This is a genomic window from Promicromonospora sp. NPDC023987, from assembly GCF_040639055.1.
Lineage (GTDB): Bacteria > Actinomycetota > Actinomycetes > Actinomycetales > Cellulomonadaceae > Promicromonospora.
This window is the reverse complement of record NZ_JBEZZF010000003.1, coordinates 127104-141099: the sequence shown is the minus strand read 5'-3', so window position 1 is coordinate 141099 and position 13996 is coordinate 127104. Positions and strand designations below refer to the sequence as shown.

Sequence of the window (13996 nt, the reverse complement as noted above, 5' to 3'; positions counted from 1 at the left end):
CGTACCGTCCCGGGGCCGGCCCGCACAAGGCCTAGATCCGTACCTTGAGCCGGTAGCCCACGCCGCGCACGGAAGCGACCTCCACCTCGCGGACAGGCGCCAGCCGTTTGCGCAGGCGCTTGATCGCCGACGTCACCGGGTCGGAGTCGCCGAGGTAGGGCAGCTGCCACACCCGTGCCGTGAGCTCGGCGAACGACCACACCCGCCCCGCCTCCAGGGCGAGCGTCGCGAGCAGGTCGAACTCCCGCGCCGACAGATAGACGCGCCGGCCCAGGGCCGTGACCTCCCGGCCGGCCAGGTCCACGAGCAGCGGCCCGGCCACGAGCGGTTCCTGTGTGGGTGGGGCGATCATCGGGACCGGCCCCGTGACAGCAGGTACCGCGCCCGTGACAGCAGGTACCGCGCCGGTGTCGGCACGGACGGCGCGGAGACCGCTCCTCAGGCCGGCGCCGCGGCCCGGAGCCGCGGCACCGGCCGCCCCGGGCGCCGGCCGTGGCGGCGTGGAGACGGTCGAGCGCACCACGGGCTGCGCCAGCACGCTGCCCGACGGCGGCCGGAACCGTCCGCTGCGACCGCCCGCTCCGGCGTCGGGGAGGCCGGACGATCGAGGGCGTGCGATCGACGACAGTGCCGTCGACCGAGGCCCTGCGGAGGCCGCTGCCGCGGGGGCCTCGGTGAGGTTGTCGGGCTCAGGAGAGCGGTCGACGGGGCGCTCGGGCAGGTGCCGGCCGTAGGCATGGTCGTCGCCCGGGCCGGGGTTGTCGTACCGCTCGGCCGGAGCGCCGAGGCCGCGCCAGACGGCGGTGCCGCCCGGTCGGGGCGCGGCCTGGTTGTCGAGGACGGCACGCGCGCCCTCCGCGTCGGGGGTGGCGAGCACCGTTGCCCGGCCACGGAGGAGGTGAGCGATCTCGATGATCTGGTCCGAAGGGAGGCCTACGCAGACGACGAGGCCGGGGGCGGAACCTGGTGCGGGGTCGATCGTCACGTGCGTCACCCTCCATGGGTCGGCCGTTCAGGTGCGTGCCGGGTCAGACCCGGGCAACGCGTGCCAGCCTGCCCCCGGGTCGTACCGTCGAGGTCAATTTTTGGTTACCTTCTCGTTGTGTGCCGGAAATGACACATTCCCGCCCAGTTGGCATCTTTACGCCACCTCTGCGCTGTAGAGGGTGAATTCTCCTTGCCGTGCGGGTGAAAAAGAAGGCGAACTATTGACATCTGCATTTGCCGGTTGTCCGGCCGCGTGTTGACCGAGAAGTGACCCTTGCCTGACCGCAAATCGACCTTGTCGGGTGGAAGTACGCAAACGACGGTTAGGGCTGGTCCACAACCGTGGTCCGTCCAAGCGCATCCGGTGTCGCGGGTGCGCCGGGTAATGGAGGGTTCATGCACCGTCGAACTGCTCTCGCACAACGCTCGGCAACCGCTACAGCGGTTCTCGCGCTTGTTGCGACATCAGCGCTGAGCGTCGCCCCGGCGGCGTTCGCAGGAACGTCCCCGACAACGGCAGCGACAACAACGAAGGCCGTCGCGGCCGACCCCGAAGACAAGTTCACCGACTTCGCCAGAGAGATGCTGACCGAGCGCAAGACCTCCGACTTCTGGGTCGAGCTGGCCGACGAGGCCGACCTGACGGACGCCCGCGGCATCAGCAGCTGGGACGAGCGCGGTCAGTACGTCTACGACGCGCTGACCAGCACCGCCAAGGCGTCCCAGGCGAGCCTCATCAAGGAGCTCAAGGCAGTCGACGCCGACTACGAGAGCTACTGGATCAGCAACCGGATCCTCGTCGAGGACGGCACGCTCGCCCTCGCGGACAAGCTCGCCAAGAGCAGCGAGGTCCAGCGGATCAGCGAGACGGTCAAGCTGAACCTGGTCGAGCCGGTCAAGCGCACCCCGGTCAGTGACAAGGGGACGCAGGCCGTCGAATGGGGGCTGGACGCGATCAACGCCCCCGAGGTCTGGGACATGGGCTACACGGGTGAGGGCATCACGGTGTCGAACATCGACACCGGCGTGCAGTATGACCACCCGGCGCTGGCCGACCACTACCGCGGCATGCAGGCCGACGGCACGGTGGTCAACGACTACAACTGGCAGGACACCTCCGGCTCGGCCGAGCTGCCGTTCGACAACAACGGGCACGGCACGCACACCATCGGCACGATGGTCGGCGACGACGGTGCGGGCAACCAGATCGGTGTCGCCCCCGGCGCGGAGTGGATAGCCACGAACGGCTGTGACACCTGCTCCGACGTGGACCTGCTCGAGTCCGGCCAGTGGATCCTCGCCCCGACGCGCACCGACGGCACGGAAGCTGACCCTTCGATGCGCCCGCACGTCGTGAACAACTCGTGGGGCGCCAGGGCGGCGGGCTCCATCGACGACTGGTACACCGAGACCACGGCGGCCTGGGAGGCCTCGGGCATCTTCGGTACGTGGTCGGCGGGCAACGCGGGACCGTCGTGCCAGACGACGTCGTCCCCCGGCGCCAACACCGGCTCCTACTCGGTGGGCGCGTTCGGCGTGTCCGGCGCCATCGCCGACTTCTCGTCGCGTGGCCCGGGCCAGGACGGCATGGTCAAGCCCAACATCGCGGCGCCCGGCGTGAACGTGCGCTCGTCCGTCCCCGGTGACGGCTACTCGGCCTTGGACGGTACGTCCATGGCGGCCCCGCACCTCGCGGGCGCCATCGCGCTGCTCTGGGGCGCCGCACCGGCGCTCGTCGGTGACATCGAGGGCACGCAGGCGCTGCTCGACGAGACCGCCGTCGACGCGGACGACACCTCCTGCGGTGGCACCGCCGAGAACAACAACGTCTGGGGCGAGGGCAAGCTCGACGCCGCAGCCCTCATCGACGCCGCCCCGATCGGCGCCACCGGCTACGTCGCGGGCACCGTGACCGACGCCGACGGCACCCCGATCGCCGGGGCGGACGTCACCGTCGACGGCGAGCGGGACCGCACCGTCAGCACCGCCGAGGACGGCACCTTCTCCGCGCGCGTCGCCACCGGTGACTACGCGGTCTCCGCGTCCGCCTTCGGCTACCTGGCCTCAGAGCCGGCCGCCGCCACCGTCACGGAGGACGGCACCGTCGACGTACCGATCACGCTCGAGGCCGCCCCGTCGCACGCCGTGACGGGCACCGTGACCTACGCGGGGTCGGGCGACCCGGTCGCAGGAGCCCCGGTCAGCCTCGGCAGCCACTTCGAGGACGTCACCACCGGCGCGGACGGCACCTTCGCCTTCGCCGACGTCCCCGAGGGCACCTACCCGCTCAGCGTGACCATGGGCGGCTGCGCGTCGTCGTACGAGAGCGACGTCGTGGTCGACGGCGCGGAGGACGTGCCGGTCGAGATCACCGCGGTCACCGACGACTTCGGCTACTCCTGCGCCACGTCGACCGGTGACTACCTCCAGGGCGACACCCTGGTCGACCTCACGGGCGACGACGTGCAGACGTCGCTCGACCTCCCGTTCGCCTTCCCCTTCTACGGCGTCGGCTACGACTCAGCGTTCGTCACGTCCAACGGCCACCTGAACTTCCTGGCCGGCAGCACGGCCTACTCGAACGGGACGATCCCGAGCAGCGCGGTGCCCAACGCCGCCCTGTACCCCTTCTGGGACGACCTGCGTCTCGACGCCGAGTCGGGCCTGTACACCGGGACCACCACGGTCGACGGTGAGGACGCGTTCGTCGTCGAGTGGCGCAACGTGCGCAAGTACTCGCCGTCGACCGACCGCCTGAACTTCTCGGTCACGCTCGTCGCGGACGGCACCGTGCTGTTCGGCTACGGCGCGGTCACCGCCACCGAGACGGCCAAGGGCAGCTCCGCGACGATCGGCATCGAGAACGAGTCCGGCACCGTCGGCCTCCAGTACTCGACCAACACCCCTGTGGTCACCGAGGGGCTCACGGTCACCTACACGGCGCCCGTGCTCTCGTACCTCGACGGCACGGTCACCGACCGCAACACCGGTGAGCCCGTCGAGGGTGCGACGGTGACCGCGGTGGCCGACGGCGTCACCCGCACCGCCACATCGAAGGAGGACGGCACCTACACGGCCATCGCCCTGCCCGGCGAGTACACGGTCGACGTCACGGCCCCCGACTACGAGACCGAGTCCGGAGAGGTGACCCTCGCTCCCGAGGACACCAGCACGTTCGACGCTGCGCTCGCTGCGGGCATGCTCGCGGTCAGCACCGAGTCGATCGACACCACCCTGCCGCTGGGCAGCTCCACGTCCAAGCGGTTCACCGTGACGAACGAGGGCACCGCGCCGGCCGACGTCGAGATGACGGGGACCGGCGGTGGGTTCGAGATGCTGGGCATGGAAGACGCCGCCGTCATCCAGCACCCCGAGGGCAAGGCCACGGTGGCCGAGTCCACGAAGCCGTCGGCCAAGCTCGGGGGTTCGTTCGGCAGCTCGGACTCGCGCCTCCAGGCCGCAGGCGAGGGCACCACGGGCAAGACCGTGACGCCGGAGTCCATCCCGGTCCGGCCGGACGCCACGAACATCACCCACTCGGCCTCGCAGGAGATCGCGGAGCTCAACTCGGCGTCGTGCGGCAGCCTGGCGGGAACCACGGAGAACCACTTCTTCCGGACGTTCACGCTGAGCGACTTCGGCATCGACGGCGACTTCGACGTCTCGGAGGTGTCCTTCGGCGTCGAGAAGGCCACCGCGCAGACCCTGACCGTCAACCTCCACACGCTGGACGGCGAGCTGACCTTCGCCAACCTGACGCAGATCGGGACGGCCGAGGTCAGCATCCCGGCGTCGACCCTGACGATGATCTCGGTCCCCGTGACGGGTGAGGTGCCCGCTGGCGCCACGCTCGTGGTCGAGGTCGTCTCGCCCAACCAGCAGTCGAGCGGTGGAGTCTTCTACATCGGGTCCAACGCCGCGGGTCAGACCGCGCCGTCGTACCTCTCCGCCACGGACTGCGCGATCCCGGAGCCCGCGACGACGGACTCGATCGGCTGGCCCGACATGCACATCGTCATGAACGTCTCCGGTGACACCGCCGGCGGCAGCATGGAGTGGCTGACCATGGACCCGACAGAGTTCACGCTCGAGCCAGGCCAGTCGAAGACGATCACGGCGGCCATGAGCGGTGTGGTGGCCCAGCCGGGCACCTTCACCGGTTCGCTGGTGGCCGGCGCGGACACGCCGTACGACGCCCCCGCCGTCGATGTCAGCCTGACCGTCAACCCGCCGCGCAGCTGGGGCAAGCTCGCCGGCACCGTGTCGGGCTTCACCCCGGACGGGGTCGTATCCCTCGGTGACGCGGTGGTCCAGGTGAACGCGAAGTACTCGGCGGTCACCCTGGTCACTGCGGCGGACGGCACCTACGAGTACTGGTTCGACCGGTCGGAGCGCACGGCTCAGATCATCGCCACGGCGAACGGGTACGTCCCGGAGGTCGGTTCAGCGAAGGTGGCGCCGCGTACCACCGTCGTGACCGACTTCGAGCTGGACCCGATCAAGTAGTCCCTCGGGCCCTTCACCGTTCGCTGGTTCGAACGGCGTGAGTTCGGCAAAAGGTCAGGTGATCGGTAGCTCGAGCTGCCGATCACCTGACCTTCTACCGACTATCTGCGCTTGAGCTCTTCAGCGCTCGATGTCGCCCCGGATGAACGACTCCAGCTGGGCGCGGCCCGCGGTGTCCTCCATCTGCACGGGCGGGGACTTCATGAAGTAGGTGGCCGCGGAGAGGAGCGGGCCACCGACGCCGCGGTCCTTGGCGATCTTCGCCGCCCGGACCGCGTCGATGATGATGCCGGCGGAGTTGGGGGAGTCCCACACCTCGAGCTTGTACTCCAGGCTGAGCGGGACCTCGCCGAACGCCCGGCCCTCGAGGCGCACGTACGCCCACTTGCGGTCATCGAGCCACGCCACGTAGTCCGACGGGCCGATGTGGACGTTCCGGTCGTCCTTCTTGCCCGCCAGGGCGCCCGTCAGGTTGGACGTCACCGCTTGGGTCTTCGACACCTTCTTGGATTCGAGGCGGTCGCGCTGCAGCATGTTCTTGAAGTCCATGTTGCCGCCGACGTTGAGCTGGTACGTGCGGTCGAGGACCACGCCGCGGTCCTCGAACAGCTTGGCCAGCACGCGGTGCGTGATGGTGGCGCCGACCTGCGACTTGATGTCGTCGCCCACGATCGGGACGCCCGCGTCCTCGAACTTCTTGGCCCACTCGGGGTCGGACGCGATGAACACCGGTAGCGCGTTGACGAAGGCGACGCCCGCGTCGATGGCGCACTGCGCGTAGAACTTGGCGGCCTCCTCCGAGCCCACCGGCAGGTAGCACACGAGCACGTCGACCTCGGCCTGGCGCAGCGTCGCCACGACATCGACGGCGTCCTTCGTGGACTCGTCGATCGTCTCGCGATAGAAGTCGCCCAGGCCGTCGAGGGTCGGCCCGCGCTGGACGGTCACGCCCGTCGGCGGCACGTCAGCGATCTTGATCGTGTTGTTCTCGGACGCGGTGATGGCCTCGGCCAGGTCGAAGCCGACCTTCTTCGCGTCGACGTCGAACGCCGCGACGAACTCGAGGTCCGACACGTGGTAGTCGCCGAACTGCACGTGCATGAGGCCCGGGACGGTGCTCGCCGGGTCGGCGTCACGGTAGTAGTGCACGCCCTGGACCAGGGACGAGGCGCAGTTTCCTACGCCGACGATGCCCACGCGGATGGAGGTCATCCTCGCTCCTTCTTCGTTTGTTCCTGCTGCGATGGACGGTTCTGCGCCGCAGCGCGTCCCCGCTCGGTGGAGATGAGACTGTCGAGCCAGTGCACTTCGCGCTCGACTCTCTCGAGCCCGAACCGCTGGAGCTCGAGTGCGTATTCGTCGAGCCGCGAGCGCGGGTGCGTCGCGGCCTGACGGAACGCCTCCAGGCGCTCGGTCAGCCGGGTGCGCCGGCCTTCGAGGACCCGGAGGCGGGTCTCGGCGTCGGTCTGCGCGAAGAGCGCGAACCGTACGTCGAAGTTGTCGTCCTCCCAGGCCGCGGGGCCCGCGGTGGCCAGAACGGTCTGGAGGTGCTCCTTGCCCTCGGCGGTCAGCTCGTAGACCACGCGACGTCGTCCGAGGGGCTTGGGCTTGGTCGTGCGGCCCGGGATCCCTGCCTTTCCCTTGCGGGGCGGGGGTGGTGGCGGGTCGTTCTCGGTCGTCGCGATCAGTCCGCGCAGGACCAGCGCCTTCAGGGCGGGGTAGAGAGTGCCGTAGGAGAAGGCGCGGAAGGATCCGAGCACCAGGTTGAGGCGCTTGCGCAGCTCGTACCCGTGCAGCGGGGACTCGTTGAGCAGGCCGAGGACGGCGGTCTCCAGCACGTCGGACCGGCTGCGCACGGCGGACTCCTTCCGAGCCCGGCGGTGATTGCTCGGGCGTATCAGTTCTGCGCGATGTATCGACTCGATACATCGAGAGGATAAGCATCTGGATCCGGCTGTGCAATACGCCGCGTCCCCAGTGGTCGCCGTCGGGCGTACGTGGATGAAATGTGAAGCGGGAGCAGACGGACTGGGCTGACCCTGGGGTAAATGTCCAAGGGCGGGGTGGTGGAGCAGTTCAGGGCTGTTAGGGCCCGTAGGCGATCCCCTATGGTTTCGGGTTGTCTGCCGTGACAAGTGCGTCGTGCGCACCGGCAGGCGCAAGTCGAACCGAGGAAGAGGCTGACGTGTCGAACTGGAGTCCCCCTCCGATCTGGCCGAGAACTCCCCGACGGCGGCAGGGAATCTGGAACTACCCCCGTCCCCACCGCACCGGGATCCGTGCGTGGATCCCGTCGTGGCGGTTCGTGGTCGGCACGCTGCTGACCGGGACGTCGCTGGTGGGCGGCGTGGTCGCGGCCGCCTGGATGAACATCAGCGTGCCCCCGGAGCTGGACAGCGTCGACTTCGAGACCACCACGGTGTACTACGCGGACGGCAAGAAGCTGGGCCAGTTCGCGGCGCAGGACCGGACCCTGGTGTCCCTGAAGGACCTTCCGTCCCACGTGCCCGACGCGATCATCGCGTCCGAGGACCAGAGCTTCCGGTCGCACCCGGGCATCAACCCGCGGGCGATCGCGCGAGCGGTCCTCAACAACGTGACGGGCGGCGCCCAGCAGGGTGCGTCCACCCTGACCCAGCAGTACGTCGAGAACTACTACGTCGGTGTCGGCGACACGACCTACGCGGACGAGTTCCGCGAGGCGATCCTCGCGCTCAAGGTGACGCAGGAGCAGTCGAAGGACCAGGTGCTCGAGGGCTACCTCAACTCCATCTACCTCGGGCGTGGCGCATACGGCGTGGACGCGGCGTCGAAGGCGTACTTCGGTCACCCGGCCACGGAGATGACCATCTCCCAGTCCGCCTTCCTCGCGGGGATCATCCCGAACCCCACGTACTGGGACCCGCGGCAGGGCGAGGCCGCCCAGGCACAGGCCGAGTCGCGCTGGAACCGCACCCTCGACTTCATGGTGGAGACCGGCGCCATCACCCAGGAAGACCGCGCGGCGGCGAAGTACCCCGAGCTCGTCAAGTACCAGCAGGGGTCGGGTGACAACCGGACGGCCTACCTGATGGAGCAGGTGGCCAACGAGCTCGACGAGTTCGGCATCTCGGCCGACCAGCTCACGGAGAACGGCTACGAGATCCACACCTCCATCGACCGCAAGATGCAGGCCGCCGCGTACGAGACGATGAAGCTGCCGGATGACGTGGGCGACGACACTGACACTCGCGCGTCGCTGACCTCGATCGACCCGAAGACGGGTGAGATCAAGGCGATGTACGGCGGGCCGGACTACTCGATCCACCAGACCAACGCGGCGACTTTTGCGGCGCAGGGCGCGTCGACGTTCAAGCCGTTCACCCTGATCGGGGCGCTGGAGAAGGACATCCCGCTCACCAAGCGGTACGGCGCCGTCGACGGCACAGTGATCGAGGGCTGGAACCAGGAGGAGGGCGGGCCCGACGTTCCGCTGTACAACTTCGACCACGACTCGTGGAGCAGCCTCGACCTGACGACGGCCACCGCGAACTCGGTGAACGTCGTGTACGGCCAGCTCAACAAGGAGATCGGGCCGAAGACGACGGCGGAGGTGGGCTACCGGCTCGGCATCCCGCAGGGCGACCCCGAGGCGAACGAGTGCTGCGTCATCGGCACCAACCTCGCCAACGTGCTGGGCACCGCCTACGTGACCAACGTGAACCTGGCGCACGCCTACTCCACCATCGCGGCGCAGGGCTACCGCACCTCGCCGCACATGGTGGTCAAGGTGATGGACGGCGAGCGGCTCGTCCACGAGGGGTCGACGGCGGGCGAGCAGGTGGTCGACGAAGAGGTCACGGCGGCTGCGACCTACGCGATGAGCAAGGTGGTCGAGGAGGGATCGGGGAAGCCGGCACTGGCGCTCGAGCGTCCCGCAGCCGGCAAGACGGGGTCCTCGAACGACAACATGTCGGCGTGGTTCGCCGGCTTCGTGCCGCAGCTCACGACCGTGGTCGGCCTCTACGACTACAACATCAAGGAGAACCGGTACGAGGAGATCGAGCCGTTCGGCGGCTACGAGCAGATCACCGGTGGTTCCTGGCCGGTCGAGGCATGGACCGACTACATGTTGAAGGCCACCGAGGGCATGGAGGTCATGGAGCTCCCCGAGTACACACCGCCCGAGCCGCCCGAGCCGTCGCAGTCGCCGTCGCCCACGCAGAGCCCGTCGCAGGAACCGGACGAGGAGAAGGTCACCGTGCCCACGGGCCTGACGGGCGAGCAGTACACCACTGCCGCATCGGCGCTCGCCGGGGTCGGGCTCATCCCCCAGCAGGTGGACGTGGACAGCGACCAGCCGGCCGGCACGGTGCTCTCCGTCGACGGTGAGGGCCAGGAGGTCGACAGCGGCTCGACCATCCGGGTCGAGGTCTCGAACGGCTCCCAGGTGGAGCAAGAGACCACGACCGTGCCCTGGGGCCTGACCAACCAGGACCAGGGCCACGCCGAGGAGCAGGTCAGTGCCGCCGGGCTGGAGCCGGTGGTCCAGGAGGCGCCGTCCGACTCAGTGCCCGAGGGAAGGGTGATCTCGGTCGACCCGAGCGAGGGGTCTGAGGTGGACAAGGGCAGCCAGGTGACGCTCGTCGTCTCCAGCGGGCCCGGCGAGGGCGGGGGCGATCCGACCGGCGACCCGACCGGTGACGGGGAGGGCGGCATCTTCGGGTAGCCGGGTGAAAGGTCGGTAGGACCGCCGCTCGAACACGGGGCGTACACACAGAAACCGCGTTTGTGCTACTTGCCGTGAACATCGATCCTCTATCGTTTCTGGGTCCGGTGCTGTCACTGGATCGATACGAGGAACGAGGAAGACGTGGCGAACAGGAGTCCTTCTCCGATCTGGCCGCAGACGCCCCGGCGCCGGCGGGGAATCTGGAACTACCCGCGGCCGCACCGCACGGGACTCCGTGCCTGGGTCCCGTCGTGGCGCGTTGTGGTCGGTACCGTCCTGACCGGGATGTCGCTGGTCGTGGGCGTTTTCACGGCAGGGTGGATCGGCTGGTCCGTACCCGAGGAGCGTCAGCAGGTCGGTTCGGAGACCACCACCGTCTACTACGCGAACGACAAGGTGATGGGTAAGTTCGCGGCGGTGGACCGCACGATCCTGAGCCTCGACGAGATGCCCCCGTACGTGGGCCAGGCCGTCCTCGCGTCCGAGGACCAGAACTTCGAGAACCACATCGGTGTCGACCCTCTGGGCATGGCCCGCGCACTTGTCAGCAACGTGACCGGCGGCGCACGGCAGGGCGGCTCCACGCTGACGCAGCAGTACGTCGAGAACACCTACTTCGAGCCCGGGCAGACGTCCTACGTGGACAAGTTCCGCGAGGTCATCCTGGCCGTCAAGGTGGACCAGGCGAAGTCGAAGGACGAGATCCTCGAGGGCTACCTCAACAGCATCTACCTCGGACGTGGTGCCTACGGCTTCGAAGCCGCCGCGAAGGCGTACTTCGACAAGCCGGCGGCCGAGCTGACCGTCTCCGAGACCGCGATGCTGGTGGGGATCATCCCGTCGCCGTCGTACTGGGACCCGCGGTTCGGTGAGGGGTCGCGGGCCGTCGCCGAGGAGAAGTGGGCGCGCGTCCTGCGGAACATGGCCGAGCAGGGGGTCATCACCCAGGAGGAGCGCGCTTCCGCCACCTTCCCTGAGCCCGTCAAGTACCAGCCGGTGTCGCGTGCCGGCCAGGTGGGCTTCCTGCTCGAAGAGGTCCGTAAGGAGCTGGCGGACGAGGCAGGCCTCGACGAGGAAGATCTCATGAACAACGGGTATGAGATCCACACCACCATCAACCCGAAGTGGCAGAAGGCCGCCGTCGCCGCGGCGAACACGATCCCCTACAAGGGAGAGGGTGCCGCCTCGAAGAAGCTCGGTGTCTCCATCGTGTCCGTCGACCCCAAGAACGGCGCCATCCGAGCCCTGTACGGGGGCAAGGACTTCGAGAAGAACCAGTACAACGCCGCGACCGACGGCAAGGCGCAGGGCGGCTCCACGTTCAAGCCGTTCACCCTCATCGGCGCGCTCGAGGAGGATCACGAGCTCGAGGAGTACTACACGGGCAACAGCCCGATGCAGATTCCCGGCTGGACCGAGACGGCGGGCGGTCCCGAGGTGGAGCTGACCAACTTCGGCGCCCCGGGGTCGGGCGGTGAGTCGTTCGGTGACATCAACCTGATCGACGCGACGGCGAACTCGGTGAACACCGTCTACGCGCAGCTCAACGTCGAGATCGGGCCGCAGAAGTCGCAGGACGTCGCGATCCGCGCCGGTATCCCGAAGGAGTCGACGAACGACCAGCTCTCCAACGTGCTCGGTACCTCGACGGTGCGCGCCGTCGACCTCGCGGGCGCGTACGCCACCTTCGCCGCGCAGGGCACGCGCAGCGAGCCGCACATCGTGACCTCCGTGAAGGACGGCGAGAACCTCCGATACGAGTGGGACCGCGTGCCCCAGCAGGGCGCCATCGATCCCGACGTGATGACCAAGGCCACGTACGCGATGCAGCAGGTGGTCAAGAAGGGGTCCGGCACCCCGGCGCTCGAGCTCCTCGGCCCGGACGGCAACCCGCGTCCGGTCGCCGGCAAGACCGGATCCACCAATGACAACAAGTCGGCCTGGTTCGCCGGCTATACGCCCCAGATCGCGACGGTCGTCGGTCTCTACCAGCAGGCGGAGGACGGCGGCCAGGCTTCGATCACGCCCTTCGGCGAGTGGGCGGGCGGCAGCCTGACCGGTGGTACGTGGCCCGTCTGGGCGTGGACCGAGTACATGAAGACGGTGACCGAGGGCATGGAGGCCAAGGAGTTCCCGGAGTACGAGCCGTCGGTCCAGCCGACGCCTACCCCGACGCCGGAGACCTCGGACGACGCGGAGGACAAGATACTGGTCCCGGTCGGTCTTGTCGGCCAGCAGATCGCGCCCGTCGCGGCGGCGCTGTCCGGTGCCGGAGTGAATCCCGTGCCGGTCGAGGTCGCGAGCGACCAACCCACCGGCATCGTGCTGTCCGTGCAGCACGAGGGCCAGGAGGTGAACCGGGGCACGGACATCCGGGTCGAGGTCTCGACGGGTCCGGCGGAGCCGGAGACGGTGCAGGTGCCGGGCGGTCTGATCGGCGGCGACGAGAACAACGCCCGGGGGAAGATCCAGGGCGCAGGGCTCGAGCCGGTGGTCGAGCGCCAGCCGTCAGAGGACTTCGACGAGGGCGTGGTCATGAACGTCAGCCCGGGCGAGGGCTCTGAGGTGCAGCCCGGTAGCCAGGTGCGGGTGCTCGTGTCCTCCGGGTCGCCGGGGGGCATCTTCCCGACGGATGAGCCGACGGGTGGCACAGGGAACGGGAACGGCAACGGGAACGGCGGTGGGGGCGGGAACGACGCCCCGTAGCGTGTGAGAGGGGTCTCGCCCGCTCGATTCCGCCGTCGCGCACATGGCAGGTAGGCTTGGCCCTTGCTGTGAACCCTCCTGTCACGGAACGACCGTGACCGTTGAGACCAGAGGAGGTGGGTATACACATGCGTCAGTACGAAATGATGGTGATCCTGGACCCGGAGGTCGAGGAGCGCACCGTTGCCCCGTCGCTCGACAAGTACCTGTCGGTCATCACGACCGAGGGTGGCTCCGTCGACAAGGTGGACATCTGGGGGCGCCGCCGTCTGGCCTTCGAGATCCTGAAGAAGACCGAGGGCATCTACGCCGTCGTCGACTTCACCGCGACGTCTGCCACCGCCAAGGAGCTGGACCGTCAGCTCGGCCTCAACGAGGTCGTGCTGCGTACCAAGACCCTGCGCACCGGCGACAAGTGAGTCGTCGGAGCTGAACCTTCCTGCGCCCGCGCGAGTGTCAGTGGTTCGTGGTTGCATTCACCGCGAACTAGATACCGCGTACGGAACGTCGACTGAATCGAGGAATTGGCATGGCTGGTGAAACTGTCATCACAGTGATCGGGAACCTCACCGGGGACCCGGAACTGCGCTTCACCCCTTCAGGTGCTGCGGTCGCCAACTTCACGGTGGCGTCGACCCCGCGCACCTTCGATCGCCAGAGCAACGAGTGGAAGGACGGGGAAACCCTGTTCATGCGCTGCTCGATCTGGCGCGAGGCCGCGGAGAACGTCGCGGAGTCGCTGACCAAGGGCACGCGCGTCATCGCGCAAGGTCGCCTGGTCCAGCGCTCCTACGAGACCCGTGAGGGCGAGAAGCGCACCGTTGTCGAGCTGCAGGTGGACGAGATCGGTCCGTCCCTGCGCTACGCCACGGCCAAGGTCACCCGGGCCCAGCGGTCCGGCGGTGGCGGCGGCTTCGGTGGCGGCGGCGGTGGCTACAACGGCGGGGGCGGTGCCCAGCAGGGCGGCGGCTCCGGCGGAGGATTCAGCTCGTCCGGTGGCGGTCAGAGCAATGACGACCCGTGGGCCACGGCAGGCCCGGCGTCGTCCGGTGGTTCGTTCTCGGACGACCCGCCGTTCTGATGCGA

8 protein-coding genes are annotated in these 13996 nt (G+C 68.6%); 5 read left to right on the top strand and 3 right to left on the bottom strand.

All coding sequences use genetic code 11. The annotated features are described in order from the left end of the window. Nucleotides 1-31: 31 nt before the first annotated feature. Nucleotides 32-985: a winged helix-turn-helix domain-containing protein gene (locus AB0F40_RS03005; protein ID WP_357463952.1), complete on the bottom strand. Its 954-nt coding sequence runs from the start codon at nt 983-985 to the stop codon at nt 32-34. Nucleotides 986-1569: 584 nt separating this feature from the next. Between AB0F40_RS03005 and AB0F40_RS03000 the strand changes: the two genes are divergently transcribed. Beyond that, complete coding sequence (locus AB0F40_RS03000) at nt 1570-5493, top strand: carboxypeptidase regulatory-like domain-containing protein (RefSeq protein ID WP_357463949.1); 3924 nt, start codon at nt 1570-1572, stop codon at nt 5491-5493. Between the two features lie 120 nt (nt 5494-5613). Here AB0F40_RS03000 and AB0F40_RS02995 read toward each other — a convergent pair whose 3' ends face one another. Both AB0F40_RS02995 and AB0F40_RS02990 read right to left on the bottom strand, forming a co-directional pair. Continuing rightward, nucleotides 5614-6705: an inositol-3-phosphate synthase gene (locus AB0F40_RS02995; RefSeq protein ID WP_357463945.1), complete on the bottom strand. Its 1092-nt coding sequence runs from the start codon at nt 6703-6705 to the stop codon at nt 5614-5616. Then, nucleotides 6702-7349, bottom strand: a complete 648-nt coding sequence (locus tag AB0F40_RS02990; protein WP_357463942.1) for a PadR family transcriptional regulator — start codon at nt 7347-7349, stop codon at nt 6702-6704. The genes AB0F40_RS02995 and AB0F40_RS02990 overlap by 4 nt, the downstream gene beginning before the upstream one ends. Nucleotides 7350-7678: 329 nt before the next feature. On the opposite strand from AB0F40_RS02990, the gene AB0F40_RS02985 reads away from it, so the two are divergent. The 4 genes from AB0F40_RS02985 (at nt 7679) to AB0F40_RS02970 (ending at nt 13991) form a co-directional block, all read left to right on the top strand. Further along, nucleotides 7679-10201 (top strand): transglycosylase domain-containing protein, encoded by a 2523-nt coding sequence (locus tag AB0F40_RS02985; RefSeq protein ID WP_357463939.1) that lies wholly within the window; start codon nt 7679-7681, stop codon nt 10199-10201. A gap of 144 nt (nt 10202-10345) precedes the next feature. After that, nucleotides 10346-12910 (top strand): transglycosylase domain-containing protein, encoded by a 2565-nt coding sequence (locus AB0F40_RS02980; RefSeq protein WP_357463935.1) that lies wholly within the window; start codon nt 10346-10348, stop codon nt 12908-12910. Between the two features lie 128 nt (nt 12911-13038). Further along, a complete protein-coding gene (rpsF, locus tag AB0F40_RS02975; RefSeq protein ID WP_357463932.1) occupies nt 13039-13329 on the top strand; it encodes a 30S ribosomal protein S6 in 291 nt (96 codons plus the stop codon). Nucleotides 13330-13439: 110 nt separating this feature from the next. After that, nucleotides 13440-13991, top strand: coding sequence for a single-stranded DNA-binding protein (locus AB0F40_RS02970; protein WP_357463929.1), 552 nt, complete (start codon nt 13440-13442; stop codon nt 13989-13991). Nucleotides 13992-13996 lie beyond the last annotated feature (5 nt).

Bases quoted from the DNA above. Each gene is read 5' to 3' on its own strand.
- AB0F40_RS03000 (WP_357463949.1), top strand. From the start codon at position 1,570: ATGCTGACCGAGCGCAAGACCTCCGACTTCTGGGTCGAGCTGGCCGAC.
- AB0F40_RS02995 (WP_357463945.1), bottom strand. From the start codon at position 6,705: ATGACCTCCATCCGCGTGGGCATCGTCGGCGTAGGAAACTGCGCCTCG.
- rpsF (WP_357463932.1), top strand. From the start codon at position 13,039: ATGCGTCAGTACGAAATGATGGTGATCCTGGACCCGGAGGTCGAGGAG.
- AB0F40_RS02970 (WP_357463929.1), top strand. From the start codon at position 13,440: ATGGCTGGTGAAACTGTCATCACAGTGATCGGGAACCTCACCGGGGAC.